Source organism: Carnobacterium sp. 17-4 (assembly GCF_000195575.1).
Classification (GTDB): Bacteria; Bacillota; Bacilli; order Lactobacillales; family Carnobacteriaceae; genus Carnobacterium_B.
In genome coordinates, this window is sequence record NC_015391.1 from 78,605 (window position 1) to 103,361 (window position 24,757).

Here is a 24,757-nt window from a genome sequence, read left to right on the forward strand (position 1 = left end):
TAAACACCATTAATTTTATCCCATTATAGTTAATACACATATTCTAAAAAATAGTTTTATTTATGTGAATTAGTGTGGTCCAACAAAAAAGATTATTACTCTCATTTTTTTTGTTTATTTTTTGTGATAGCTATAATAATCATAAGAAAGCAAAAGATTGATATACCTACACTCATTTAAAAACCTCCTTCTACTTTATTTACTGATCTTATGTTTTTTAGATAGTAATGAAAAAGCACCTAATATAATGCTTGCGAATACAACAATATATAACTCTTTATAAGTAATACTAATGATTGAGTTGTTTCTTACAAAGAAATAGTTATATAAAATTAAAAGAAGAAAAAAATTTGCCATAAGGCTCGACGTTTTTTCAAAAAAAAGTTGTATAACATTAAAGTAACTGTGCTTCATGTGTAACCATCCTCTCAACTATAGAAAAACTTACTTTGTCACTAGTATTATCTCTGATTTTAACTGAAAAGTAACGCACCTTTTGATTTACAACTAGCAACCATTGGTTTACATTTATCAAATAAGGACTCTATTGCTTTTTAAACAATAGAGTCCTTATTATATTAAACACACGATTCCACATAGAATAATGTATCTGGAACCTTATTTTAATAAGGTGATTTTTCACATTTATTATTAGGTATTTCGTAAGTTACAGAGAGTATAGATCAATTATTTTATCTATAGACTCTTGATTATGAGTACTCATATCAACAAAATAAGGTAATTGCCATTTTTGAGTGTTCAGTGCTTGTTTGCTAATTGGTGTATCCCAACTAGGATAGACTCTTATAGCCATTTTTCCTGTAGTAGAGGGAGAACGAAGTATATTTTTTTCAACAAGAATTTCTTTTGGAAAAACAAATTGACCAAATTCGGTATTATTTTTAAAAGTTGTTACAACTAATAATTCTGGTGCTTCTTCAGATAAAAAAGGACGGTTTTTATTGTTGCTATTTTTTTCCCAGAAAGCAACAAATTGCCCTATTTTTGTTGGTGTAATTTTTGAGACCCTAAATCGAATCGTTTTAGAAGATAATCGAAATACACCTGCACCATATTCAGCATTTTGTTTTTCTTCTTGAATAGATTCTACTGTTAATTGTTTCGGTTCATAAATTGTTTGGTTTATATATCGCAAAGCTTCTTGAAAATGATTCACTATATCGCTCCTTAGAGTTTTATTAAACGTATTTTATTATGGATAAAAGTAGTTTTTGTATTTACTAAATTAATACATGAAAATCTATAAAAACGGGTATACAGAACCTTATTAATTTAAGGTTTTCTGTTGGTCTTTAATTGACATTACTACTGTGTAAAGTTTGATCCCTGAGAGGCTAAAAAGGGTCAGAGAGAACAGGCATGAAAAATATCGGAATAGCCGGCTTTTTTCTTACTTATCTAATCGCCGCCGAAGCACTAGAGCGGAAATAGCAAATATAATGAAAGCTGTTAGTGAACCAGCAGTAACTATCTTCAGTGCATTTCCTATTGGAGAGTTGAATAATAGAGCAACCGAGAAGATTAGGACGGCACCAGTTAACCCCATCCCTAAAATTGAGAACACTAAAATTTTATTCATTCAATCACCACTTGTATATAAATTTTAATTACTCAGTTTTCTTGATAATCAAAGGATAACATATACATGAAATTGGATAAATTCATGTATTGTAAAACAAGAGCTCTAACACTTTTCATTATAGTGTTAGAGCTCTTGTTTAGTTAATTATACGATTTTCAGCGATTTTATAGACGGTTTCTTTATCTCTTTTTCCAATAATAACAACTTGGATCACTTCAAATTTACCTTGTACTTCTCTAAAAATAACACGAAGTCCCATTTTTTTATTTTTCAGTTTATTACATTGAGCTAAAGAGCCATGCAACGAATAGGCCTTCTGATGTACCGCAACTAAATACACAACGAATAAGCTGTAATTAAGCGAGAAAGTTAATTAATCGCACTTTCTATTATTCATTAATCACCAAACGACGTGTATAAACGGCTTGTCCTGAATGCATAACGGCATCGTCAATAATAGAAATAAGTCGAGCTTGATGAGTTACTGGTGGGGACCAATTTTCATCAACAATTTTATCTAAAGTATCTTCATTTAAATTATCTAGATAATCCTTTGCTAATTTGATACTGACATCTAAATAATCACTTAAGAGATTTTTGTCAGAAACGGTGACTTGTTCAGCTTCCTCTGATGTATGTTTGTATTCGGGCGTATCATCTGGGAGTGGCAAATCAAAACGTTTATTCCACCCATTACTTGTATACATGGCTTCTTCGCCTTTTAGATCAGAAATCTGCATATCAATTTCACGAGCAGTATGCCAAAAGAGCCAAGTTACTGATTTAAGTAAAGGATGTGGCATTTTATTGGCCTCTTCTACCGTCATTTTGTCCAAAGTTTCTTCAAAACGTTCTTGAACACGATCTAATAGTTCTACTTGTATAGTTGTCATCTCTATCACTCCTTGAGGTGATTTTACCACCAACCAAAAGATTTGTTAATTAAAACGCTAGAAAAAAAAGTGAATTTTTCTCTATTATCAAATAATCTAAAGTGCAAAAGCAGTTCTCAATTGAAGTGTTCCTCTTTTCTTTATATAAAGTTAATTTAGTTGAGATTTTAGGGCAACAATTGCATTTTCAATACTATCTTGTTGAGTAGCCTGAATCAGAAATTTCGTTTCTAGACACTCTTTAATTTCTTCAACGAGTACTAAAATAGAGCTATTAATTGGCACATTAACGTCTACTATTGACATGATATTCACCTCCTGTCTGTTATAAGTAATAACGAATAGGAGGTGGATAAGTGTTACCTAGACTTCTTTCAATACATGAAATTGCTTATAATCGTGTATACAAAACCTTTTAAAAATGGACTTTTTGTAGTTTCATTTTATGTAAATTAAAATGATATGTTGATATAGAATATAATGAGAAATGGTATAATATTTGATAACAACTCGTTAGGAGAAAATTCAATGTTAACTAAACTGTTAGAAAGAATTAAAAAAAAATTGGATTAATAGAAAATGGCTCATTTATGGAGCTACCTTTGCCTTCTTGATTAATTACCTTTTAAAATTATTTTAAATAAGGACAGGAGAAAATCGATATGAAAATAATGAAAATACTCGTTCATTTGGTTGCAATTACGTTGTTAATTTTACTTGGATTTGTATATGCTGCATATGCCAAACGTGACGGTAGCTTATTATGGATCCCGGGTATTTTACTCTTTTTTGGTATTTGCTTTAATTGGTATCTCTATTCGAGATTATTTAATAAATTAAGTAAGGATAAAAAATGAAAAACGTATAAAAGATATATGAAATTACATAAAGTTATGTATTCAGAACCTTGTTCTAGCAGGGTTCTTTTTTTATAAAATTATACGATAATTCTACCATTTTAAATTTTTAATGGTTATGACCACAGTAAAAGGATAAAAAAATATGCTCATTCATTTAAACTATTGTATCTACTCTGATAAATGATATAATTTACTTATTGTAATATATATTTGTCATATCTGGAGGAATAATATGGCTAAGAATTTAAGATTAAAGGCAGCACGAGCAAAGAATGATCTATCTCAACAGCAATTGGCAGATGCTGTCAATGTTACTCGACAGACCATCAGCGCTATTGAAAGAGGAGATTACAATCCGACAATCAATTTGTGCAGAGAGATTTGTAAAAAATTGGATTTAACTTTAAACGATTTATTTTGGGAGGAATAAACATGAAACAATACGATGAATACCAGAAATTAATGCGATATAAATATGGCTATTATTCGTTTATTTATTTAATCAGTCTATTAGCACTAAATTATATCCTTGGCTTATTTTTTAATTTTCAATGGGGAGCAACCAAAGAGACAGAGATGTTGATTATAATGTTTGTAGTCGCCATCTTTTTTGCGAATATAAGTGTCTATCATAATGCCTATTTTCGTAAAAAAGATGATAAAAAAAGCTACTCTTGGCTACTTTTAATTGTAGGATTGTTAGGCCTATATACAACTTATCAAACTTTTTTAGTTAGACCTGAAGAAATAATGATAAATGGAAAAATAAATGAAGGCGCTACTCAATTTTTTTCAGGACTTCTGTTTGTATCTATCCCCATTACTTACTTTATAAAAAATAAAATAGATGAAAAAAGAGAGAGAAAAGAAGGGTAAATATTCAGCAAGTAAATAATACATGAAATTAGATAAATTCATGTATCTGTAGCCTTGATCTTACAAGGTTATTTTTTGCTGGTTTTATTGTTTTTTTACTCTAAATTAAATAAGTCCGTTCATCTTTGATATACTAAAAATAAAAAAGGAGACATCAACTATGAAAAACGAAAGTAAAATGGAAAAATCAATAGGAGAATCATCTGCAAAATGGTCTAATATGTTTTACATAGTTTCATTACTAATGTTATCAATCTATCAGTATATTAAAACGAGTGTTTTAGGAACTGAATTTATCTTACTTACAATTGGCTTGGTAATATTTTTTATCACTTACTTTATAAAAGCAAAAGGCAAACAGTAAACTATAATTAGTCATAGAAGGAGCTTTTTTATGAGAACTAAGAAATAGATCTTTAGTGTAATAATATTAATAATTTCTGCAATCACTCTAAAAAGTACTATAGGTTTTACGTAGGTGGTAGATAGTTTAGTTATGTTATTTTTTGTATTATTAGGCTGCTGGTTTACTTATGATAATGCTAAAAGAAAAGATCAATCCTAATTACAGTTGAGAGAAATAGTGTTATATGCAGTATATTTTTATAAGGGGAGTTGTTTAGGATGAAATGGGTTAAAAGAATAGCCTTTACGTTTATTTACCTTGTAGTAGCTCTTTATATTATATGGGAGACTCCTATTCCTCCAGTTATAATTCTTTCATTTGTTGTAATTTTTAGTCCTTTTATTTCTAAGAACGGCGTGCTGGCAGATTTAGAAAAATTTTTTAAAGAAGCTGGGTAAAATGCTAAATAAAATTAAGCTTTTCTACCAACAAGACCATAGACTGATCAGTCTGTTAATTAAATTTAATAGGAATCAAAATCGATTTTTAACTTATTTACATGTCAATATATCTCAAGGATAAAATTTCATCAGGAAATTTATCCTTGAGATATATTTTTATTCTTACATAAAACTACAGATATATTAAGATAAAGACTGTTGCACCAATAGTGTAACACGTTTGTTGCTTTTATTTTTTTCTGAAATTAAGTAAGCTAATAATTATAAAGGAGATAAGCCAAATGTCACTAGGTCAGTCGCTAAGAGAAGCACGAGCAGCAAAGGATCTCACTCAAGAAGATATCGCTAAAGTATTATACGTTACTCGACAAACTGTTTCGAGGTGGGAACAAAATAAAACACTTCCTAATATTTTTGTTTTACAAGAATTAAGTAGCCTCTATGGACTGTCGATTGACGAACTGATTTCTGAAACAAAAAAATCTATCCAAAAGAAAGAGGAGGAAATATCTATGAAAAAATTCAATTGGTTTGCGTTAGCTGGGGTACTCTTGTTCAATTTACTGTTATTTTCAGTAGTAGCTTTAACAATTATCTTACTCGTTTTTTCCCTTTGGTTAATTACAGGAACTTTTATTGTATCGCCACTTTTACTTCTAGGAGCTAATGTAACCGGGATACAAAACTTTTCAATATTCCAATCATTTGCAAGTATCTTTTTATGTCTCGCTGGACTCGTTCTTTATCCACTGGCTAAAAAGACTACTCAAACCTTAGTTGATTCTCTTACAAAATACGTAAAATACAACAAAAAAATGGTTTATAGCGAGTAGTCATCTTTTATCAAAAAAAAATTAATTGGATAATTTCCTGTATTGGGAACCCTAATAACCCAAAAGTAAAAAAAGAATCCTCCCCACCTTTTTGGTAGAGGGATTCTTTTTTTATAACCTCTTAGTATACTTTTGGTAACTAAAGAACTTGGATACATGAAATTGTTTAGAATAGTGTATGTGGAATCTTGTAAAATCAATCTTTTTATTTAGTTAATTATTTGTAGTAAATTTAAATTCCTTTTCATTAAGCATAACTCTATGTATACTCCAACGGGGGTGAAATACAAGCTCGTCGTTTTTTTGTCTTTATACTAGCATTCTGTATGTAAAAGTAGCTCTATTTTATTATCTATCATTGTGCTTACGAACTTCAAAATAAAGTGAAAGAAATGCAACCATGGTTAATATATAAAAAGCGATAAATATTATTAATACATAAAGTCGTGTATATAAAACCTTGTTAAATCAAAAATTATTTTACCCTTTATAACTAGTAAACTCGATTTTAGTACACCCTATTTCAGATGATAGTTTTAAGGTAATAGAGCAATTACGATAGTAGAAATCAAATCAAATATAGCTTCAATAAATTTTTTAGTAGAATAAGTTAATTTTTTGAACATATTTTCAAACCTCCATTCTTTTTATATTTACAGATACATAAAATAAGATAGAAACGTGTTCTTTAAATAAAAAATAGAGCTCCTAATTATGGGTGCTCTATTTTATTATCTAATGTTCATTTTATACTTTATTACATATGTAAAAAAATAACAATAGATACATAAAAGTACTTAAATATACAAGTACAACACAGATTTTATTAAAAATGGTTAAACTATTAAAGTTTAGTTTAACTGAAAAGATAATGATCGAACAAATATTCATGATAGATAAAATTAGTAAAATAGCTGAGTTCTTTCCTATAAATGGGTCAAGTAGCCCTAAAATAAATGGCGCTATTAATGAAAACCAAAACATAAAAAATAATAATTTATTTACGAAACCTTTCCTTTCATTACTATTGAATAAAATTAAACCACCTATGATACCTGTAAACGGTAATATTTCTAACATATTCTATCTACCTCACATTCTGATTACCTATAGTTTATAATAATTAGTAGTCTGTTGTCTAAGTATTTTGAATTATGGTCAGTATAGCGGTACTTTTAGACTCCGTTAAGAGATAACACTATTCTTCAAAGTGCGATTAATTGTAAACATATCCCTTTTACAAATGTTAAACTAATCTAATACATTAAATTATATAAAATCTTGTAAAGATAACTTTTTAATACTATCTCTATATAAGTAAGTGGAATTTTTATGAATTTGTGATGAAAATGCTGTTGCACCAATAGCGTAACACGTTTGTTGCTTTAATTTTTTACTGAAATAAGTAAACTACTAACTATAAAGGAGATAAGCAAAATGTCATTAGGTCATTCGCTAAAAAAAGCAAGAGCAGCAACGAATCTCACTCAGGAAGATATTGCCAAAAAATTATATGTTACTCGACAAACCGTTTCGAGGTGGGAACAAAATAAAACACTGCCCAATATTTTTGTTTTACAAGAATTAAGTAACCTCTATGGACTATCGATTGACGAATTGATTTCTGAAACAAAAAAAGCTGTACAAAAGAAAGAGGAGGAAGTGTCTATGAAAAAATTCAATTGGTTTGCGTTAGTTGGTGTACTATTGTTCAATTTAATTTTATTTTCAGCAGTAGCTCTAACAGCTATCTTACTCGTTTTTTCACTTTGGTTAATTACAGTAACCTTTATCATATCACCAATATTACTTCTAGGCGCTAATGTAACGGGTGTGCAAAGTTTTTCAATTCTCCAATCTTTCGCAAGTATCATTTTATGTCTCACTGGAATAGTTCTTTACCCGTTAGCTAAAAAGATTACTCAAACCTTAGTTGATTTTTTTACAAAATATGTAAAATATAACAAAAAAATGGTTTATAGTGAGTAGTCATATTTTATTTAGAATAAAATTTAATTGGATAGATCTCTGTATTTGGAACCCTGAAAAATCAAAGGTGAAAAAAGAATCCTATCTACCTTTTTGGTAGAGGGATTTTTTTTATAACTACTAGTATACTTTTGTTAACTAAGAACTTTGATACCTGAAACTGCTTAAAAGTGTGTACTAAGAACTTTGTTTAATCAAGGATCTTTTTTTTATTAAACAGTTACCATTTATTTTTCGCTCTACTCCTTGATAAAATTAGAAAAAGAGTGACTGAAGCCATCCTTTTCTAAAAAAGATTTATCCAACAATCGTTCTCGATTGAAAATAGTAACTTATAATAAAAACGGCTAAGTGCTACCTAGACTGAATACTCCATCCATATGTTTTAAGCTTTTTTATATAATCTTCAACACGAATTTTTTCAACTTCAATTGCTAACGGCACCAAGGAAACAAAGCACTCATTTAAAGTATAATTTATTGTAACTTTCACCACCTCGTATCCATTATGAAAGCCTGAATCAAATCCAGGATCGTCAATTATATCTCCTACTTGAGGGCGAAAGTCAGATTCAAAGGTTTTCACTAATGATTGAGTATTTTCCACTGTAGGTTCTTGATTAATTGACGAGATAAATAATATTAAACTTATATTCAAAACAATTACCACCTTTCTATGCTAGTTAAATAATCTTTATTTTTATTCTATAGTTTTTATGATTGATTGCAAAATAAATTTTAGGTTTGTTCCTTATTTGCTTGCTTATTATGGTTATACCTACTAGAAAAAACAAACAATAAGGCTATTGTAAATTTATCGGTTTGACACACTAATTTAGATAAAGTAGTGTATTGAAAACCTTATTGTATTAAGAAATTTTTAATCAGTCTATTTCAAGGAGCAAATCCATAATATAAGATTTCAAAGATAGGTTGTCCCAGTATTAAAATTCCAACTAATGCACCTACATAAAAAAATTGGAAGATTCTTTTCAATAAGAGGAATTGATCTTGTTCGCCTATTTTTTTATTCCATACTATGCAAAAATAACTAACTGGGGTATAAACAAGACAAAATAGGAAGTAGTCACAAATGTGGAAAAATGTTCATATGTTTGAAATCCTACATTTTGGGTAGTCATTAAAAAGATTGATTTTTCAAACCAAAGAAAGAGAAATGACAACTGTAAAAAAGATGGAAATATAGTAATACTATAAGAAATGTAATTCTTTTCTTTTCTGACTAATAAATAAATACTTCGACATAAACGATTCCCACTAAGATAGCGTAAAATGGTTGCATTGCAAACAAGAAGACCGCCTCTTTTCTTTAGCTAAACACCATTAATTTTATCCCATTATATTTAACACACATATTCTAAAAAATAGTTTTATTTACTAATCTTATTTTTTTTAGATAGTAATGAAAAAATACCTAATATATTACTTACGAATACAATAATATATAATTCTTTGTAAGTAATACTAATGATTGAGTTGTTTCTTACAAAGAAATAGTTATATAAAATTAAAAGAAGAAAAAATTTGCCATAAGACTCGACGTTTTTTCAAAAAAAAGTTGTATAACATTAAAGTAATTTTGCTTCATATGTGACCATCCTCTCCACTATAAAAAATCTTAATTCGTCTCTAGTAGTATCTCTTATTTTAATTGAAAAGTAACGCACCCTTTGATTTACAACTAGCAACCATTAGTTTACATTTATAAAAAAAGGAATCTATTGCTTTTTAAACAATAGAGTCTTTATAGCATTAAACACACTGCTCTACATAAAGTAGTGTATCAAGAACCTTTTTCTGATAAGGTTCTTTTTTCACTTTTAAATAATTTTTATTAACTAAAATGCAAATAACTATTGACAGTCTATTCTGTTATCATTAAAATGTGAAGTGAGCTTCATGTGAAGTTTGCTTCATTAAAAAAGGAGAAGATTCATTTTGAAAAATAGAGTAAAAGAGTTTAGGACTATACGCAATATGACTCAACAACAATTAGCTGATTTAGTATTTGTTTCTTCAAGAACCATTATTTCTTTAGAGAAAGAAAATTATAATCCTTCTCTTATGCTCGCTTATAAAATAGCTCTTGTTTTTGGAACAACAGTCGAAGAATTATATTGTTTGGAGGAGAATGTAGAAAATGAAAAATAAAATTTATAATAAAAAAACGTTTTGGTTAGGGATATTTTTTTTATTGCTCTCTTTAGTTTCTGTAAGGGAATTAATTTTTTTCTTTGACAGTATGAGTGGTGGGAAAATTGTAAGAGTCCTTATGCATCTGGTATTTGATACGTTTGTTGGATTTTGGCTTGTTCAGGAAAGCTTAAATTATAAGCAAACAATAAGAGCGGAACAAGAAAAAGACGAAAGAGAAGAACTCGTCAATTTAAAATCTGCTCATGCCTCGATTATAATTATTCAAATCGCTTCTTTAATTCTTGTGATTGTTGCTGTGATTGTATGGTATTTAGGTAGAATAGATGGACTTATCGGAGCAGCACTTCTCGGTTCAGCTGTAGCTTTCGGGATTGTTTTCATTCTCACTTTTTTTTCACAACTAGTTACATATCTTTATTACTATAATAAAATTTAGCTGTAGATCCATATTATGTTCAAAAGTTAATACATGAAACTAGATAGAATAGTGTGAAAATAACCTTGATTTATCAAGGTTATTTTTTGTTTATCAAGAAATTAGTTATTAATTAGATATTCAACTGAGGAGAAAGAGGAGAATTTATTCTATTTTTAAAACATGTTAATTAAGTTATCTTTTTTATTAAATTAATCAACCAACTAATCCATTTTACATGAAATTCTATAGAATAATTTATTGAAAAAAAAGGATTCTATCGCTTAAAAGCAGTAGAGTCCTTTTGGCTTCTAAGTATAATCTAACGTACTTAATCAATTACGTTAGATTATTATTTACTTGAAGTTAGGCACTAAGTACTATGTAATCTGATTATTGCTCTTTACTACTTCAAATAATGAAGTACATTGGAATTCTTTTAATGGCATATCTAAATAGACAAATAAAGAAATAATTTTTTCTATATTTTTATTATTATAATTCTTTGAACTCATTATAGTTACTAATTCTTTAAAAAAAATCATCATTGTTTTTTCATACATTGTATTAATAGTTTCAGACATATTATTTTTAAGTTCCTCATAGAAAAAGCAAGATTTGTTAATATTATTTTTTTTAATAAAAATAACTAAAATATTTGATAACAACGAAAAAATTTCATTATTATACTTTCTTAACATTTTAAAGTGTTCTAGTTTACTTTTAGTTCTTTTATATAGTAACAATATTTGTTCTTCGGAAAATAAATCTAATGAATTGGTAAATAAAACTATTTCATAATAGGTCCAGTCTTCACAATTAAGAAGGTAAGATTGTAGAATATCTAGACTTTTTGAATTGGGTTTTTCATTTAAGATATAACTAATTGTTAAATCAGTTAGCACTGAATAATGAAAGAGTTTTATTTGATTATTAACTTTATATTTTTCTTTAAGACTAATTTTCAACTTTTTTAAATTTTCAATATCATTTTGATAAAAATATTGGGAATATTTACTAAGGAAAGTGTGTTCATCATCTAAGTTGTAATTGTTATAAATAAGGTAGAATTCATCTAAAGAAACGTTTAAATTATTTAGTATTTGAAATAGTTTTGTAGAAGTAGTATCACTGAGCCCCTTTTCAAATTTTGAAATTGCAGGACGACTTAAAATGTTGCTATATGTATTTGATGTTTTTATTTTTTTTGACGTTCTAATAGTTTTTATTACTTTTCCTATTTTCATATAAGCTCCTTATTTTGTTTCTTATTGTTAACATTTTAACATATAAATTATGAATACTATATGTTATTTATAGTATGAAAAATTAAGAAATATATATATAGGAGGAAAATACGATGTCAGAAACAATCAATATTTTAGTATGGGATGTTATTGGTGGATAGTCGAATTACTTTGGTAAAGCTTTATAATTTATTATCTATATAAGAAAATAGTATCAGTAGTGATTTATTAATATGTATTGTTTATAGTTTTATAAAGATTGTATTAACAGTTTGAACAATTTATTGATAGGAATCTAACTATAACTAAAGGAAGAAAAAAATGTTAAATATAATTTTGGCTAATCATATAATGTACTTCAGAAGTAATTTAAATATTCTATTTTCAGATTATTACTTTAGTAAGAAAAAAATTCTTTATTTTACACTTAGCATAACTTGTATATGTTTATTTGTAAGTCTGATTATAGGGTTTTCTTTAATTCAAATTTTAGGTAAGGAGAGCTACAACAGAGTTATTGAATTTTTTTTACTATTTTATTTTCTATACTTATCTAGTTCTAATATAAAAAAATCAACCTATCGATCAAAAAAGAAGTTTTATTATTTTCTTTCTGAAGAAGGCTCAAAACTAAAAAAAATAGTATGGTTAAAATTTATAGATGACAGAATAAGTTGGGTAATTGTAGTTTTTTTTCCTATATTCGTAGGACTAATTTTAAATCTTTCAGTAGTAGAATTATCACAATATGTATACTTCTTTGTACTTTTTTTTTCAGCTACTTTTGTTTCAATATTCATTAGAGTAATGTTCATAAGTAGATTTCTACAAGGAGAAAAAATTATAAATAGAAATAACTTACTTTCGAAAATAATTCTATTTTTCTTTATGAATATCTTTTTTTCCCTATTGCTTTACTATATAATGGACTATTTTTATAAAAATAGTGAACTAAATTTTCTTATAGTTAGTAACATAGTTAGTTTTTTTAAACCCCAAGGTACCTTAGTAATTTCTTTAGTGATGATACCGATTACTTATTATATATCTAATATATATATAAAAAAATATATCTTTTTAATACTCAAAAAAGGCTACAAAGGAAATTTAAATAAACAAAAGAAGGTTCTTTATAAACCATATAGTGATGTAATGAATTTTATCAAAAAAAATGAAATTCAGATTAGTAGAAGCAATGGAACTAGAATATTTTATTATAAAAAGTTATTTTTCTTTTTTACTTTTATAGTTACAACTACTATATTTTTTAAAAATATAAATATTGAATTGGGAGTTTTACATTCTCTTTTAACTTTAGCACTGATAATATTCATAAGTAATTTGTTTGATACATTTGAAGAAACCCATGGAATTGACAAAGAAAGTCAGATGATTACAATCATGATGTACTTATACCGAAGACCGTATGAATTTTTAAAAATAAAGTCTACAGAAATATTTTTAATGAGTTTAATACCAAGTATAGTTCTTTCTATTGTGATTTTTATAATACTACAAGATATTAGTTTATTACTAACATATTTAAATATAAGTTTTACTACATCTTTAGTTCATACATGCAGTTATATAATAAGCGTTATTATATTTCCTAATTTTAGAAATAGAATTGAAGAGGGTAAAAACATTGCGAGATCATTTGTGTCATCGTTTTTAATCATTGGATATGAACTTTTATTAGTTACTCAAATAATATCGTTAAATTTATTTGTATATGTAGATAGAATAAATGAAATTTCAGCATTTGCTATTTCAAATTTAAGTATTTTATTTGTTGGAACGATATATTTTGTGATTTTCTTTAGCTTAATAATAAAAATTAAATGGGAGAAATGGATTAATGGATAAAACAATTAAAGTAGAAAGCTTATCTTTTGCTTACTCACAAGAAGAAAAGATCTTGGATAATATTTCCTTAGAAATTAAAGAAAAAGATATAGTAGGACTAATTGGGAAAAATGGTTCTGGAAAAACTACTTTACTAGAATGTCTGTACGGTTCTTTAATTTTTGATGGAAAAATTTCCAGTTCATTTGAAAAAAAGCTATTTCTACCAACTGATTTAGAATTGTTTGGGAATTTGACTTCAAAAGAGATGATAGATTTACTATTAAAGTTACATAAAAAAAATTTTAAGGATACAGAAAATGAAATTGATCTTTTAGTTAATTCTCTTGGTTTAGAGAATAAAATGTCTATCTTAATAAATCAACTCTCCTTTGGAATGAAAAATAAAATAAAAATTATGCTAGCATTATTGCTCAAACCAGATCTGCTATTACTAGATGAACCAATGGTTGGTTTAGATTTACAATCACAGATTCATCTGAAAAAAATACTTAAAGAGATAGCACAAAAAAATAACATAGGGATAGTAATTTCTTCTCATGATATGAACCTAATAGAGGATATTTGTACTGAAGTTATAGAACTAAATGCAGGAAAATTAAGATATTCCCCAGTCTAAAGTCACTAGGCTATTAATGGAGTGAACAAAATGAAAAGGTTGCTGAAAGGAACTGTAGTATTATTTATAGTGTTTTTCTGTATAGGTATATTTACTCGATTTTTTATTATCGATTATAATGTATTTCAATACGGGGAATTTGAAGAAATAAAGTTTCTAGATTATTTTACTAATAATATAAAAGTGGCATGTAGTCTAATGCTTGGATTTTTTTCTTTAGGTATTACAACATTTATAATTTTTTCGATAAATGCAATCTTTTTTGGAGTAGGAATTGCTGCTCAAATTAGTGAATCTGGAATAATAGATTCATTGTTTTATATTTTTCCACACGGTCTTTTTGAAATACCTGCACTAATAATCAGTGCGTGTATTGGTTTTTATCCAATATATTTTATCTTACAGATTATTAAAAAGGAATCTTCATTAATGATAGTTAAGGAAGAATTAATAAAAATGGTTTTTTTAATATTAGTTGTTATATTGTTAGTTACTATAGCAGCTATGTTGGAAGCAACAATGACTCCATACTTAATAAAAATGGTTATAGGGGGTTAGGTTCTTGGAAGATTTTAGTATAAAAAGAATTATTAAAAAAAATGATTTGCCAAATTTAATGTTCGCTATTAGTATTGCATATGCATTATTTAGTATGTTTATTGCCTATGATGAATCCGAGAAACTACTAAATAATAGTTTTCCTACATTACTTGTATTGGATAATACAATGGGTATAAAAGCGATAATAAGTATTATTGTATTTATCTTATCGTTTTTTTTCCCTATTATTATGTCATTCTTTACTTCGTTAGTATTGAAAATCATTTTTTTGATTTTTAGAATCGAACTGAAATTTAATGAAATATTTTATGTTATATTTATATCATTTTTTCCATATGTATTTTATCAGATAATAAAATCATTTTATGTGATGTTTTTTAATAGTATGTTTATTATTGATTTCTTAAATGTTCCCTTTTCATATTTTAGCGATAATCAGATACTAAATAATTTTTCAATAGTAGGTTTTGTCTCAACCATCATTCAGATTATTATTTTTAGAGAAAGTGTTGAAAGCGGAAGGTGGAAAATAGCATATATTATAGGATTAGTTTATCTAGTAACAATGTTAATACCTAATTAATATTAAATATATCGTGGTTTATAGGGTTATCCATTAGCACCTTAAAAAAGGAAAAACCCTAAATATATCGAAAGGAGGAGTTCTTAAATGATTGAATTAACTATGGAGTTAATGAATTCAATGAATATTGGTCGCAGTACAGCAACGCATGTTATTGATTTAGCAGTAGCGGGTGCATCTGCATGGGCTATTGTAGCATCTATTGCAGCTGGCGGAGGTATTATCGCAATTGGAGCAGTTGCAGTTCGTACTTTGATTAAGTCTAAATTGAAAAAACTAGGTTATACTGCATTAGTTGCATGGTAGTTTAATACACAGTTTGTAGAGTAGGTGGTTCCATAACTATTAATGGAGTCACCTATTTGATTTTTATAAATTATATTTAAATCTTACACATAAAATAGTGAATGGTTAATTGTTTCATATTATTATTTAGTGTATTAACCATAAAATTATTTTGGAGGAATAAGAATGAATGAGGAAGTAATAGAGAATAAAAAGTTTCCATGGGGAGCAATGATAGTTTATATAGTAATTTTTCTGAGTGGGATATTTTTCACAACATTTACAATAGAAGTGATACCTTTAGAAGGTTTCGAGGAAGTAGAACCTTTTTCAATAATGAGTACATTGGTAGGCGGAATTATAGGTGCTATTGGAGGATTGATAATTTTAGGTATTCAATACGTTTTTACTAAGTTTCCGACTCAGTGGATATCAAAAGAAAAAAAGGTTTATAAATACGACATCTGGTCAGCTTTATTTTATTCTAGTGCTATAGGAATCGTGATAAACCTCTTAGTACAGGAGTTTAGTATTCAAGATAATTTAACGATTGCCTTATTAGTTGATGTCATTACGACAGGTTTATTCCTGTTTTTCTATTTTTCAGGCGAAGAGAAAGAAGCACATGTCAAGAAATCTATTACGATTGTTCAGATAGCTTGGCTGGCTATAGAAATTATCTTTACTGTGATTTCAATAATGCTATTAAGTAATCTTGGGATTTAAAAGAAAGTAGGTATAAATGTGAAAGCAAAAGACAAAAAAATGCCGAACCGTTCATTCTTGAAGCGGATTGGCGAAAGAAAAGGACTCCTCGCTGTCGGAATTATAGTGGTACTTATACTGATTTTCTTTATTGTTCAGTTCTTTCAGAGCTCTGGTGTGCAAATTGAAGCAGAGGAGATGTATTCAGTACATATTGTGAGAGAAGAAGATCCAATCTTGTTTGAGGGAATGGTAAAGGCTTCAGAGGTTCATGAAGAGTACTATGATCCGTCAAAAGGCGTGATCGCTGAAATTCTGGTGGAAGAGGGACAGGAAGTAGAAGCAGAAACGGAACTATTTACTTATACAAATGAAGAAAACCAACGATTGCTAAATGAACAGAATCGTCAACACAATCGACTAAAAGAACGTCGATCTGAAGCAGAAACAGAACTAGCAAATGCCAAAAATACGTTGGCTACGGCGAATGCAAACATAAAAAAAAACAATCAGAATGTGCAAGCGCCTGTTGAGACAGAAGAAAATTTAGATATGAATGCAGAATTTGAAGCTGCACAAACAGACCTGATGGAATATGAATCAGATAAAGCAGAAGCGGAAGCAATAATCGAAAGTGTTGAGGTGAGTATTCGAGATCTAAATGATCAAATGGAAGATATTGAGTATGAGATTGAAAACTTAAGAAATGCTGTCACGACAACCGTTACAGCAGATTTTTCAGGAGTCGTTGAACTGAACAATACGAATGCGGCAAGTCTAGAGTCTAGTGAACAGCCTATTATTCGCTTATTGTCTAAAGACGTAAAAGTCGAAGCGTCTGTTTCTGAATATGATTACAATAAAATAAAAGAAGAGAGCCTCGTGCAAATCAGTTTGATGAGCTCTGATAAGCAAGTGAACGGGAAAATCAATCAAATCAGTTCTCTACCTATGCAAGCTGATGCAGAAGGCTCTTCTTCTTCAAGATACCAATTTACAGTTATACCAGAAGAGCCTATTCAATATGGATTCTCTGTTCAAGTTGGTTTCAGTGAAGGTGTCATCTATCTGCCGCAGTCTGCTGTGATTAAAGAAGATGGAACTAAAATCGTCTTTGTAAATGTTGACGGAATCGTTGAACGGCGAGAAGTCGAAGTTCGAGAAGAGAGTAATTTCTATATTTTAGATGCTGGATTAGAGATAGACGAAGAATTACTGCTAGACCCAAGTCCCGAGATTGCTGATGGTGATGAAGTTATGGTGATGTATGATTAAGCTAGAAAAAATCAGGAAAGCTTATAAAGCAGATAAAGAGTGGATTCCTGTATTGAAAAATGTCGAAATGGAGGTCAAACAAGGAGACTTTTTAGCGATTATGGGGCCATCTGGTTCAGGTAAATCTACTTTGCTGAATTTAATTGGATTTGTTGACCGTAATTATGATGGAAACTATTTTCTAGAAGGAACTATCGTTACGTCAAAAAATGATGCGGATCTATCTAAACTTAGAAATCAGCGAGTCGGTTTTGTATTCCAGCAATTCAATCTGATTGAGACATTGACGATTGAAGAAAACGTAGAGTTACCTTTGCTGTATGATGGATGGAACTATCGTCAAACTAAAGACAAAGTAACGGAACTCCTTGGAAAGCTGGGAATAGGTGATAAAGGTAAAAAAATGCCTAAACAATTATCAGGTGGGCAACAGCAGAGAGCTGCAATTGCTAGAGCTATTATCAATAATCCGGATTTCATCTTAGCAGATGAGCCCACTGGAGCGCTTGATACACATACATCCAGAGATATTATGAATATATTCAAACAGTTGAATGAAGAAGAAGGAGTTACTATTATTCTAGTCACGCATGATCCGAAGACTGTTGAATATTGTAACCGTATAGTCCGTATGCAAGATGGCGTATTGACTGAAGAAGTGAGGTGAAGAATTGAGCCCGTTAGTGTTCTTTAAAGGTGCATGGAATGCACTGCTTAAAAATAAAAAAAGAAGCTTTCTGACGATGATTGGTATCGTAATTGGAATTGCAGCTGTTAGTACGATTATGTCCATTGGTAGAGGTTTTGAAAACTATGTCGTAGAATCTTTAAATCCTGATGAAGGAGAATTGCTGACAGTAGACATTCAGTTTCAAGCAGACGATGTTGATTGGATGCTTGAAACCAATGAAGATTTTTTTTCTGATATGGACTTTCGAATGATTGAGAATATCACCGGCGTTCAAAGTGTGGAAATAATCAGTATGAATTCAGATTTCGCTTCATTTGATACTGTGATTGAGGGTAAAGAAAATTACATAGAAGCGTCCTTGACAGAGGATAAAGGAAAATCAGTAATTGCTGGGAGGTCACTTGACTTTATCGATAATGAAAAAGAAAATCGTGTGGTTGTTGCGCCATTTTCTCTTGTTGAGAGTCAGTATGAGACTGAAGAAGCAGCTATAGGGAAAGGGCTATTCTTAGGAGATCAACTGTATACAATAGTGGGAATATATGAAGAAGACGTTGATTCTTCAGGTATTTTTGCTGATTTTCTTCCTCAGGAAATCGAAATCCCGAAAAATAGCTACAATCGTTATCATGAAGAAGATTTGATAGAAGATCAGATCAGTATAACAGTTGCCAGAGGCTCACTCCCTTCTGATGTAGCGGAAGCAAGTATTTCGCTACTGGAAGAAGAAGGGTCAATGAATTATAGAGGTACGTATACGCATTTCGACATGTCTGCTCTGGACGATGGATTATCTCAAGTATTAAGAGGTATAACACTATTTATCGCAAGCGTTGCAGGTATATCTTTATTTATTGCTGGAATCGGCGTGATGAATATGATGTACATTTCTGTTTCTGAACGTACAAAAGAAATTGGGATTCGTCGTGCACTGGGTGCTTCTCAGAAAAGTATTCGAGCACAATTCGTTTTAGAAGGCGTTATGATGACTAGTATAGGAGGTATACTTGGATACTTACTTGGCTGGCTATTTTCTTCCATTGCGTCATTCTTTTTACCATTCTCTACAGGATTAGACTTGTTAACGATTCTTGTATCTATAGGAGTCTCTGCACTAGTAGGACTGATTTTTAGTTACGCACCAGCGAATGCGGCAAGTAAGAAAGAAATTATTGATATCATTTAAATTTCAAAAACGAGAGAAGATGATTTTTAAATGGAAAACTATATTCACTTCATGTTAAATAGTTTTTTAAGATAACGATAATTATTCAAAATAGCTGATATTTTTTTCTTTGGTAGTGTAAAATATTTTGTGTAAGATACTAAAAAGCTAATAAAAAGCCAACTAAGACTCCTAACCCAACTAATAAAGTTGTTGAATATTGAGTAAAGTAGAATATCATCGGCGTAACTTACACTCTGGTTGAGTTTTACATATTCATAATACTTTGTTAGATACACGAAATTATATAAAAACGTGTATCGAGAACCCTGTCTTAATAGGGTTTTTTTATATCGCCCGCCAATACATGATTTCGTGGTATAATAAATAAAATCATGTATCACTTTTGTGAGGGGAGAGGGCTTTTAAATGAGTTATAACGTCCAACCATTAAGAACGCAACAAGAAATAAACGACTTTTTATTTTGTTTAAGACGCAATAAAAACGCAGATCGGGATGTTTTTCTGTTTTTGATCGGCATTAATAGCGGTTTGCGCATGTCGGATATCGTTAAATTAAAGAAACAAGACCTTATTTCCTCAAAAAATCCCCGTATTGTCGAGAAAAAAACAGGAAAAACTCGCATTTTGTATTTGAGTAGCCTGCAGGACTTGATCCAGGAGTATACGAAAGACTTAAAGCCAGAGGATTATTTGTTTCCTAGCACCAAAGGTGGTCATGTAGAAGTGAATACGGTCTATCAGATGTTTCAAAAGGTCGCTAAGCTGTTAGGAAGAGACGATATTGGCACGCACACGCTGCGTAAGACGTTTGGTTACCACTATTACAAGAAAACCAAAGACGTGGCCACTCTGATGGAAATATTCGGTCATAGCAGCGAAAAGATCACCAAACGCTATATTGGGATCAATGAAGATGAAATTAGCGAGACATTGCTTAATTTTAGATTAGGATTTTAATGCTACGCACTTTTTTAGCGTGTTTACTTGAGTTAAAGGGTTCTCTTTCGTTAACATTAGAGACACTATGAAAGGACTGAAATAACGTGATAGACAATTATTTAGACCACTATAGAAGATTACTTTCAATAGCTGAAGCGGGGCTATTTTATGGGAAAGATTTATTTGATAAAGAACGATATGAAGAATTACAAGAACTATCATTAAAGTTAATAAGCAATTTGAGCAATGAACCGATTGAAAAATTGAAAAAAATTGTTGATTCTAATGAAGGATACCCTACTCCTAAAATAGATGTTAGAGGTTATATAAAAAAAGATGAAAAAATCTTACTTGTAGAAGATGCTAAGACAAAAAAATGGGCTATGCCGGGTGGTTATGCAGAAGTAGGATTAACGCCTAAAGAAAATGTTATAAAAGAAGTGCTTGAGGAAACTGGATTAATTGTTGAGTCATGTGAGTTGATAGCGGTATTCGATACCAATTTGAGAAAAGATATTCCTCAAATGTTTCAATATTATAAACTAGTTTTTGATTGTACTGTCAATGATGACGGACTATTCAAAGAAAATATAGAAACTTCTGATATGGATTTTTTTACGTTAGATGACTTACCTCCACTATCTTTAAATAGAACAACTAAAGAACAATTAACTAAATTGTCTAGTAGTAAAAATGTCTATTTTGATTAATGAATAGTGCTCATACTCTGAATTAAAGGATTTCTAAAATAGATCCCAATTGTTAGCTATCTTCAAGTAAATTGAATCTATAAATAAGAATCACGTTACATAAAACTCAGTAAGCAAATAAGCCCCTCCATAATAAAATGGAGGGGCTTATTTGCTTAAATACTATTATAAAAAGGCAATGACGTGGATACTCTGATAATAATGTTTGGTCACGCAACAAAAAATTCACGAAAGTTTATATCGGGATAAATGAAATGTAAAATACTTTTATTGCTATAATAGCAGTATTATAAACACTTTTGATAGTGAAACTTCTAAAAATTAACTAAAGTAAATGTAAGGAAATATATGAAAATAGCGACTAGATTAAAACAAAGAAGGAACAATCTACAGACGACACAAGAAGAGACAGCAGAAAAAAATACATGTATCACGGCAAACGATTTCAAGTTGGGGAAATGGCCGGAACTTACCTGATCTCAATAGTCTTCTTTTAATTAGCGAGATTTATTCTATTTTTTTAGATGAATTAATGAAAGGAGATCCTAAAATGGTTAAACAGTTAGATGAAAAAATAAGAAAAGGTAACTATTTTATGTTCTTAGCTGCCTTAAGTGGAGTATTTATTTTATTAACTATTTTTCATTTAATTAGTCCTGGAGAAGTCACTGCGACTTTATTATTTTTTGTAACACTAATAATCGTCTTTTTCTTAGCTATCTTGCTAATTCTTTGGGGACTAATAGGTATAAAAGGTAAAATAAACAACCTATAATTGTTGTCTACCTTACCTTGGTTTTAATGGCATTGAATGCTTGATAGCCTATTACTAGAAATACAATTAGTGAAGCCCCCAAGAATAGCAGTAATGGTGATAAATTTAGAGTTAAACCGCCAAATAAAACGATTAAAAATACCGTTCCAAAAATAATTATTGATTTTAAAATATCATTCATATTCCCACCTACTTTCTAGATTAAAGTATTTTTTACTATAAAGTTAAAGCAAAGTAACTAAAAACGTATAGTGCTACTGAAACAGTTGTTAGTATATACATTGTTTTTTCGAATGATGTTAGTGTTTGGATCTTTCGTTTACTTCGTAAACTTCTATAATAAATGAGTGTACATAGAAGCAGTAAGAGTGTTGCTACTGTTTTTAAATTTTCTAATAAAGTAATCACTAGTAATTCAGTTCTCCTTTTCGTACCTTTATCGTTTTTTAGTAGAGTATTATAAATAAATTATTTTTTGCGATTGTAAATAAATTGTTTGATTGAAATTTTAAGTAGTTTATATATAAAAAAGATTAGTCCAAGGGCTAAAGCTAAGTAACTTAATTGCATTAAAAATTTACCTATAGTCGTCTGAAGTACATTATTTAAAACAAATGTTACAGCTGCATATAAAAATACTAGGATCCAAAAAAAGCTCTTGTTTATTTTCATCGTATCACTCCTTTTAAGGCGACCTTACGACAGAGTCTAATTTGTGGTTATGGCTTTTTTAGCCAGATGAAAATTTGGTTGCTTAAAAATTTTTTTATTCAAAATAATCCTCCTAAAACAAAGTGTACATCTTACATTAAGTAAACCATAGAATAAATTTGGGATAATTCAGGTCCTATTAAATTGTTTTAAAAGTAGTGTAACATTTATTTATGCTATTTTCAGTTGAATAGGGTTCATTGTCTTTTCGAGACATCTGAAATAATTAATACTCCTCCAATTAGCAAACCAATAAACAGCCATAATCCTAAGATAGTAAGGATAACTACTCCAATTACATACCTTGGTGCGTGGCTTAATTCATGGAACAGTTGACTTGTTTCTCCATAATCAAAAATAAGATTTTTGATTCCCTTGAATCCTATGTAAAGTAAGGCATATAAAAACCCTTCTTTTAATCGGCTTACTTTAGTTTTTTCCATTTTCATTGCCACTCCTTTATTCTTCAATTTGTTCTATTTTATTAGGAATTCTCTTTTAATAAATGGTCAGTTGAAACTTGATAATAGGTACTTAATTTAACCAGGTTATCTAAGTCAGGATAGCTGATGTCATTTTCCCATTTTGAAATGGATTGTCTTGAAATATGTAACTCTTCTGCCACATCGTTCTGAGAAAACCCTTTTTTGACTCGACTACTTTTTAATTTTTCGCCTAATAACAATGATCCTCCTCCTTATCTTTACTTATTTCTATTATACTGAAAGTAAGGTTTATTGCCTATAATGCAGTGGTTTACATAGTAGCAACCAATGGTTGCTACTATGTAAACCACTGCGTTCTTTTAATTTCATGAAATTAAATAGATAATAGAATTATGAATTAGACAGTTAGGAGATTAGCTATGGGAGATAGTATAATGAAAAAAGTAACTAAAAGAAGTTGTTACCAGGTTGTATCAATTCTTATTTTTTGTGGGGCTATTTTGGCTGTGTTAAACAACAACCTTATTTTTGGTTATTTTTTAATTATTATGGGCTATTGTTTCCTGCGAAAATCAGATTCAGAATATTGAGGAATCTAATTAATCCTGTCTATCGAATAACAAATAAACTGTATAAACAAATGAATTGAGGTTTTTTTTTGATAAATACTATAAATACTACCTTTCTATCGCTACTTATTTTAGGTAAATTGATTGGCATATTAAATATTTTATTGGGTAGATATACCTCTCCTTTTGTAGGCTATTTTACGGTATCTCCTATTAAATCATACCAAATTAGCCATTTAACTAAAGAAAAACAGACTAAATTTAAACTTTTATCTATCTTAAGTGGATTAATAGATATCTTTGTTTCTATCGTTGTGATTCTAGTTCTCTCAAAAGTAGAAACAGAAGTGATCCTACTCTTAGGATTTCTTCTCTATGCAAATGGTTCTTTTTTTTCTAAATATATGGAAAAAAATTTAAACTTCAACTATTAATTGGACTATCAAAAACTATTATATGAGTATTACTGACAGTGTAAGGATGGATTATATTAGAGAATTATCTAAAAAAAGCACTTGAAAAACGATGAAATCAAAAGAAAAGTGGTTGTAACTAAATACAAAATGAAGTAACTATATAGGTTAGAGGTGAGGTTATGTTTAATAAATATAAAGAATTTACAGAAAAACATCCATATACTTATGTCATACTAATAATGGTATTTACTAGTTTTATTGGTATTTCAATAGAGTATCTAGTAAATAAAGACTTTATTGGTGTAGGACTATATAGCTCCCTAGGGATTACTTTAATTGAAATTTTAAGAGTCAGAAAAAGTAGACAAAAGAGATAAACGTCCAAATAATGGCTATATAGATTTTTACTATTTAAGGAGTTGTAACATTGAAATATACTAGTATTATTATCTGGGTTTTTTTAGTTAGTTATAATAGTGGAGAAATATATAACTTAAACCATGATATATATTATTTTATTATTACCGGTATTTTAAAATTTGTTGGGGCTTTTTTTTTACTATATGTCTTTGAGAAAAAACAAAAAAATAACCACTAAGAACTAACTATCGTCCAGTTTTTAAAACAGCAATTTTATTTTAGGATACTTAACATAATATCAACAGTAAAAAGGCCATCATTCATATATATGAATGATGGCCTTTTGTAATGAAATCA

General features: G+C 29.2%; 30 protein-coding genes and 1 pseudogene. 22 read left to right on the top strand and 9 right to left on the bottom strand.

Annotated elements, in window-relative coordinates; all coding sequences use genetic code 11:
• Positions 1–667: 667 nt before the first annotated feature.
• The 4 genes from CAR_RS00370 to CAR_RS13210 all read right to left on the bottom strand — a co-directional run bounded on the left by CAR_RS00370 (position 668) and on the right by CAR_RS13210 (position 2,802).
• A complete protein-coding gene (locus CAR_RS00370; RefSeq protein ID WP_013709764.1) occupies positions 668–1,177 on the bottom strand; it encodes a MepB family protein in 510 nt (169 codons plus the stop codon).
• Positions 1,178–1,739: 562 nt separating this feature from the next.
• The gene (locus CAR_RS00380) at positions 1,740–1,907 is read right to left on the bottom strand and encodes a hypothetical protein (protein ID WP_193352081.1); all 168 of its coding nucleotides are present in this window, start codon (positions 1,905–1,907) and stop codon (positions 1,740–1,742) included.
• Between the two features lie 85 nt (positions 1,908–1,992).
• Positions 1,993–2,496: a DinB family protein gene (locus CAR_RS00385; protein WP_081701921.1), complete on the bottom strand. Its 504-nt coding sequence runs from the start codon at positions 2,494–2,496 to the stop codon at positions 1,993–1,995.
• A gap of 150 nt (positions 2,497–2,646) precedes the next feature.
• Positions 2,647–2,802 carry a hypothetical protein gene (locus tag CAR_RS13210; RefSeq protein ID WP_013709767.1) on the bottom strand — a complete coding sequence of 52 codons (156 nt, stop codon included), beginning with the start codon at positions 2,800–2,802 and terminating at the stop codon, positions 2,647–2,649.
• 356 nt (positions 2,803–3,158) lie between these two features.
• Here CAR_RS13210 and CAR_RS00390 point away from each other — a divergent pair, with 356 nt between their 5' ends.
• The 7 genes from CAR_RS00390 to CAR_RS00425 all read left to right on the top strand — a co-directional run bounded on the left by CAR_RS00390 (position 3,159) and on the right by CAR_RS00425 (position 7,861).
• A complete protein-coding gene (locus CAR_RS00390; RefSeq protein WP_013709768.1) occupies positions 3,159–3,353 on the top strand; it encodes a hypothetical protein in 195 nt (64 codons plus the stop codon).
• 235 nt (positions 3,354–3,588) lie between these two features.
• Positions 3,589–3,786: a helix-turn-helix transcriptional regulator gene (locus CAR_RS00395; RefSeq protein ID WP_013709769.1), complete on the top strand. Its 198-nt coding sequence runs from the start codon at positions 3,589–3,591 to the stop codon at positions 3,784–3,786.
• A gap of 2 nt (positions 3,787–3,788) precedes the next feature.
• Positions 3,789–4,232, top strand: coding sequence for a hypothetical protein (locus CAR_RS00400; protein ID WP_013709770.1), 444 nt, complete (start codon positions 3,789–3,791; stop codon positions 4,230–4,232).
• A gap of 160 nt (positions 4,233–4,392) precedes the next feature.
• On the top strand, positions 4,393–4,596 hold the full coding sequence (locus tag CAR_RS00405; protein WP_013709771.1) for a hypothetical protein: 204 nt from the start codon (positions 4,393–4,395) through the stop codon (positions 4,594–4,596).
• 260 nt (positions 4,597–4,856) lie between these two features.
• Positions 4,857–5,036 carry a hypothetical protein gene (locus tag CAR_RS00410; RefSeq protein WP_041556027.1) on the top strand — a complete coding sequence of 60 codons (180 nt, stop codon included), beginning with the start codon at positions 4,857–4,859 and terminating at the stop codon, positions 5,034–5,036.
• Between the two features lie 284 nt (positions 5,037–5,320).
• Positions 5,321–5,872 carry a helix-turn-helix domain-containing protein gene (locus CAR_RS00415; RefSeq protein ID WP_013709772.1) on the top strand — a complete coding sequence of 184 codons (552 nt, stop codon included), beginning with the start codon at positions 5,321–5,323 and terminating at the stop codon, positions 5,870–5,872.
• A 1,437-nt stretch (positions 5,873–7,309) separates the two neighbouring features.
• A complete protein-coding gene (locus CAR_RS00425) occupies positions 7,310–7,861 on the top strand; it encodes a helix-turn-helix domain-containing protein (protein WP_013709773.1) in 552 nt (183 codons plus the stop codon).
• Positions 7,862–8,215: 354 nt separating this feature from the next.
• On the opposite strand, the gene CAR_RS00430 is transcribed toward CAR_RS00425, so the two are convergent.
• On the bottom strand, positions 8,216–8,518 hold the full coding sequence (locus CAR_RS00430; protein ID WP_041556029.1) for a hypothetical protein: 303 nt from the start codon (positions 8,516–8,518) through the stop codon (positions 8,216–8,218).
• A gap of 1,301 nt (positions 8,519–9,819) precedes the next feature.
• Here CAR_RS00430 and CAR_RS00435 point away from each other — a divergent pair.
• Both CAR_RS00435 and CAR_RS12810 read left to right on the top strand, forming a co-directional pair.
• Positions 9,820–10,032 (top strand): helix-turn-helix transcriptional regulator, encoded by a 213-nt coding sequence (locus CAR_RS00435; RefSeq protein ID WP_013709775.1) that lies wholly within the window; start codon positions 9,820–9,822, stop codon positions 10,030–10,032.
• Positions 10,022–10,474: a hypothetical protein gene (locus CAR_RS12810; protein WP_013709776.1), complete on the top strand. Its 453-nt coding sequence runs from the start codon at positions 10,022–10,024 to the stop codon at positions 10,472–10,474. The genes CAR_RS00435 and CAR_RS12810 overlap by 11 nt, the downstream gene beginning before the upstream one ends.
• Before the next feature lie 359 nt (positions 10,475–10,833).
• Here the strand turns inward: CAR_RS12810 and CAR_RS00445 are convergent, their stop codons facing one another.
• Positions 10,834–11,700: a helix-turn-helix domain-containing protein gene (locus CAR_RS00445; RefSeq protein WP_013709777.1), complete on the bottom strand. Its 867-nt coding sequence runs from the start codon at positions 11,698–11,700 to the stop codon at positions 10,834–10,836.
• A 321-nt stretch (positions 11,701–12,021) separates the two neighbouring features.
• Here CAR_RS00445 and CAR_RS00450 point away from each other — a divergent pair, with 321 nt between their 5' ends.
• The 12 genes from CAR_RS00450 to CAR_RS00505 all read left to right on the top strand — a co-directional run bounded on the left by CAR_RS00450 (position 12,022) and on the right by CAR_RS00505 (position 21,898).
• A complete protein-coding gene (locus CAR_RS00450; RefSeq protein ID WP_013709778.1) occupies positions 12,022–13,566 on the top strand; it encodes a hypothetical protein in 1,545 nt (514 codons plus the stop codon).
• Complete coding sequence (locus tag CAR_RS00455) at positions 13,559–14,185, top strand: ATP-binding cassette domain-containing protein (protein WP_013709779.1); 627 nt, start codon at positions 13,559–13,561, stop codon at positions 14,183–14,185. Before CAR_RS00450 ends, CAR_RS00455 begins: the two co-directional genes overlap by 8 nt.
• 30 nt (positions 14,186–14,215) lie before the next feature.
• A complete protein-coding gene (locus CAR_RS00460) occupies positions 14,216–14,743 on the top strand; it encodes a stage II sporulation protein M (RefSeq protein ID WP_013709780.1) in 528 nt (175 codons plus the stop codon).
• A gap of 4 nt (positions 14,744–14,747) precedes the next feature.
• Positions 14,748–15,329 (top strand): hypothetical protein, encoded by a 582-nt coding sequence (locus CAR_RS00465; RefSeq protein ID WP_041556030.1) that lies wholly within the window; start codon positions 14,748–14,750, stop codon positions 15,327–15,329.
• A gap of 87 nt (positions 15,330–15,416) precedes the next feature.
• Entirely contained in the window at positions 15,417–15,635 is a 219-nt protein-coding gene (locus CAR_RS00470) for an uberolysin/carnocyclin family circular bacteriocin (protein ID WP_013709782.1), read from the top strand.
• A 165-nt stretch (positions 15,636–15,800) separates the two neighbouring features.
• Complete coding sequence (locus CAR_RS00475) at positions 15,801–16,340, top strand: hypothetical protein (protein ID WP_013709783.1); 540 nt, start codon at positions 15,801–15,803, stop codon at positions 16,338–16,340.
• A gap of 18 nt (positions 16,341–16,358) precedes the next feature.
• Positions 16,359–17,594: an efflux RND transporter periplasmic adaptor subunit gene (locus CAR_RS00480; RefSeq protein ID WP_013709784.1), complete on the top strand. Its 1,236-nt coding sequence runs from the start codon at positions 16,359–16,361 to the stop codon at positions 17,592–17,594.
• Positions 17,587–18,261: an ABC transporter ATP-binding protein gene (locus tag CAR_RS00485; RefSeq protein WP_013709785.1), complete on the top strand. Its 675-nt coding sequence runs from the start codon at positions 17,587–17,589 to the stop codon at positions 18,259–18,261. The genes CAR_RS00480 and CAR_RS00485 overlap by 8 nt, the downstream gene beginning before the upstream one ends.
• Before the next feature lie 4 nt (positions 18,262–18,265).
• Positions 18,266–19,471 carry an ABC transporter permease gene (locus CAR_RS00490; RefSeq protein WP_041556031.1) on the top strand — a complete coding sequence of 402 codons (1,206 nt, stop codon included), beginning with the start codon at positions 18,266–18,268 and terminating at the stop codon, positions 19,469–19,471.
• 408 nt (positions 19,472–19,879) lie between these two features.
• Positions 19,880–20,431: a tyrosine-type recombinase/integrase gene (locus CAR_RS00495; protein ID WP_013709787.1), complete on the top strand. Its 552-nt coding sequence runs from the start codon at positions 19,880–19,882 to the stop codon at positions 20,429–20,431.
• Between the two features lie 89 nt (positions 20,432–20,520).
• A complete protein-coding gene (locus CAR_RS00500; protein ID WP_041556749.1) occupies positions 20,521–21,123 on the top strand; it encodes an NUDIX hydrolase N-terminal domain-containing protein in 603 nt (200 codons plus the stop codon).
• A gap of 550 nt (positions 21,124–21,673) precedes the next feature.
• Positions 21,674–21,898: a hypothetical protein gene (locus CAR_RS00505; protein ID WP_041556032.1), complete on the top strand. Its 225-nt coding sequence runs from the start codon at positions 21,674–21,676 to the stop codon at positions 21,896–21,898.
• A 7-nt stretch (positions 21,899–21,905) separates the two neighbouring features.
• Here the strand turns inward: CAR_RS00505 and CAR_RS13215 are convergent, their stop codons facing one another.
• From CAR_RS13215 to CAR_RS00520, 3 genes and pseudogenes are all read right to left on the bottom strand, one after another.
• Positions 21,906–22,079: a hypothetical protein gene (locus CAR_RS13215; RefSeq protein ID WP_013709790.1), complete on the bottom strand. Its 174-nt coding sequence runs from the start codon at positions 22,077–22,079 to the stop codon at positions 21,906–21,908.
• A 727-nt stretch (positions 22,080–22,806) separates the two neighbouring features.
• The gene (locus CAR_RS00515; RefSeq protein WP_041556034.1) at positions 22,807–23,052 is read right to left on the bottom strand and encodes a hypothetical protein; all 246 of its coding nucleotides are present in this window, start codon (positions 23,050–23,052) and stop codon (positions 22,807–22,809) included.
• 47 nt (positions 23,053–23,099) lie between these two features.
• A pseudogene (locus tag CAR_RS00520) lies at positions 23,100–23,294 on the bottom strand (helix-turn-helix domain-containing protein); the annotation flags it as partial.
• Positions 23,295–23,713: 419 nt separating this feature from the next.
• On the opposite strand from CAR_RS00520, the gene CAR_RS00525 reads away from it, so the two are divergent.
• Positions 23,714–24,058 carry a hypothetical protein gene (locus tag CAR_RS00525; protein WP_041556035.1) on the top strand — a complete coding sequence of 115 codons (345 nt, stop codon included), beginning with the start codon at positions 23,714–23,716 and terminating at the stop codon, positions 24,056–24,058.
• Positions 24,059–24,757: the final 699 nt, after the last annotated feature.

Excerpts from the sequence above, each read along its gene's own strand:
- CAR_RS00385 (WP_081701921.1), bottom strand. The coding sequence starts at position 2,496 with ATGACAACTATACAAGTAGAACTATTAGATCGTGTTCAAGAACGTTTT.
- CAR_RS13210 (WP_013709767.1), bottom strand. The coding sequence starts at position 2,802 with ATGTCAATAGTAGACGTTAATGTGCCAATTAATAGCTCTATTTTAGTA.
- CAR_RS00390 (WP_013709768.1), top strand. The coding sequence starts at position 3,159 with ATGAAAATAATGAAAATACTCGTTCATTTGGTTGCAATTACGTTGTTA.
- CAR_RS00395 (WP_013709769.1), top strand. The coding sequence starts at position 3,589 with ATGGCTAAGAATTTAAGATTAAAGGCAGCACGAGCAAAGAATGATCTA.
- CAR_RS00400 (WP_013709770.1), top strand. The coding sequence starts at position 3,789 with ATGAAACAATACGATGAATACCAGAAATTAATGCGATATAAATATGGC.
- CAR_RS00405 (WP_013709771.1), top strand. The coding sequence starts at position 4,393 with ATGAAAAACGAAAGTAAAATGGAAAAATCAATAGGAGAATCATCTGCA.
- CAR_RS00410 (WP_041556027.1), top strand. The coding sequence starts at position 4,857 with ATGAAATGGGTTAAAAGAATAGCCTTTACGTTTATTTACCTTGTAGTA.
- CAR_RS00415 (WP_013709772.1), top strand. The coding sequence starts at position 5,321 with ATGTCACTAGGTCAGTCGCTAAGAGAAGCACGAGCAGCAAAGGATCTC.
- CAR_RS00425 (WP_013709773.1), top strand. The coding sequence starts at position 7,310 with ATGTCATTAGGTCATTCGCTAAAAAAAGCAAGAGCAGCAACGAATCTC.
- CAR_RS12810 (WP_013709776.1), top strand. The coding sequence starts at position 10,022 with ATGAAAAATAAAATTTATAATAAAAAAACGTTTTGGTTAGGGATATTT.
- CAR_RS00445 (WP_013709777.1), bottom strand. The coding sequence starts at position 11,700 with ATGAAAATAGGAAAAGTAATAAAAACTATTAGAACGTCAAAAAAAATA.
- CAR_RS00450 (WP_013709778.1), top strand. The coding sequence starts at position 12,022 with ATGTTAAATATAATTTTGGCTAATCATATAATGTACTTCAGAAGTAAT.
- CAR_RS00455 (WP_013709779.1), top strand. The coding sequence starts at position 13,559 with ATGGATAAAACAATTAAAGTAGAAAGCTTATCTTTTGCTTACTCACAA.
- CAR_RS00460 (WP_013709780.1), top strand. The coding sequence starts at position 14,216 with ATGAAAAGGTTGCTGAAAGGAACTGTAGTATTATTTATAGTGTTTTTC.
- CAR_RS00470 (WP_013709782.1), top strand. The coding sequence starts at position 15,417 with ATGATTGAATTAACTATGGAGTTAATGAATTCAATGAATATTGGTCGC.
- CAR_RS00475 (WP_013709783.1), top strand. The coding sequence starts at position 15,801 with ATGAATGAGGAAGTAATAGAGAATAAAAAGTTTCCATGGGGAGCAATG.
- CAR_RS00485 (WP_013709785.1), top strand. The coding sequence starts at position 17,587 with ATGATTAAGCTAGAAAAAATCAGGAAAGCTTATAAAGCAGATAAAGAG.
- CAR_RS00495 (WP_013709787.1), top strand. The coding sequence starts at position 19,880 with ATGAGTTATAACGTCCAACCATTAAGAACGCAACAAGAAATAAACGAC.
- CAR_RS00505 (WP_041556032.1), top strand. The coding sequence starts at position 21,674 with ATGGTTAAACAGTTAGATGAAAAAATAAGAAAAGGTAACTATTTTATG.
- CAR_RS13215 (WP_013709790.1), bottom strand. The coding sequence starts at position 22,079 with ATGAATGATATTTTAAAATCAATAATTATTTTTGGAACGGTATTTTTA.
- CAR_RS00515 (WP_041556034.1), bottom strand. The coding sequence starts at position 23,052 with ATGGAAAAAACTAAAGTAAGCCGATTAAAAGAAGGGTTTTTATATGCC.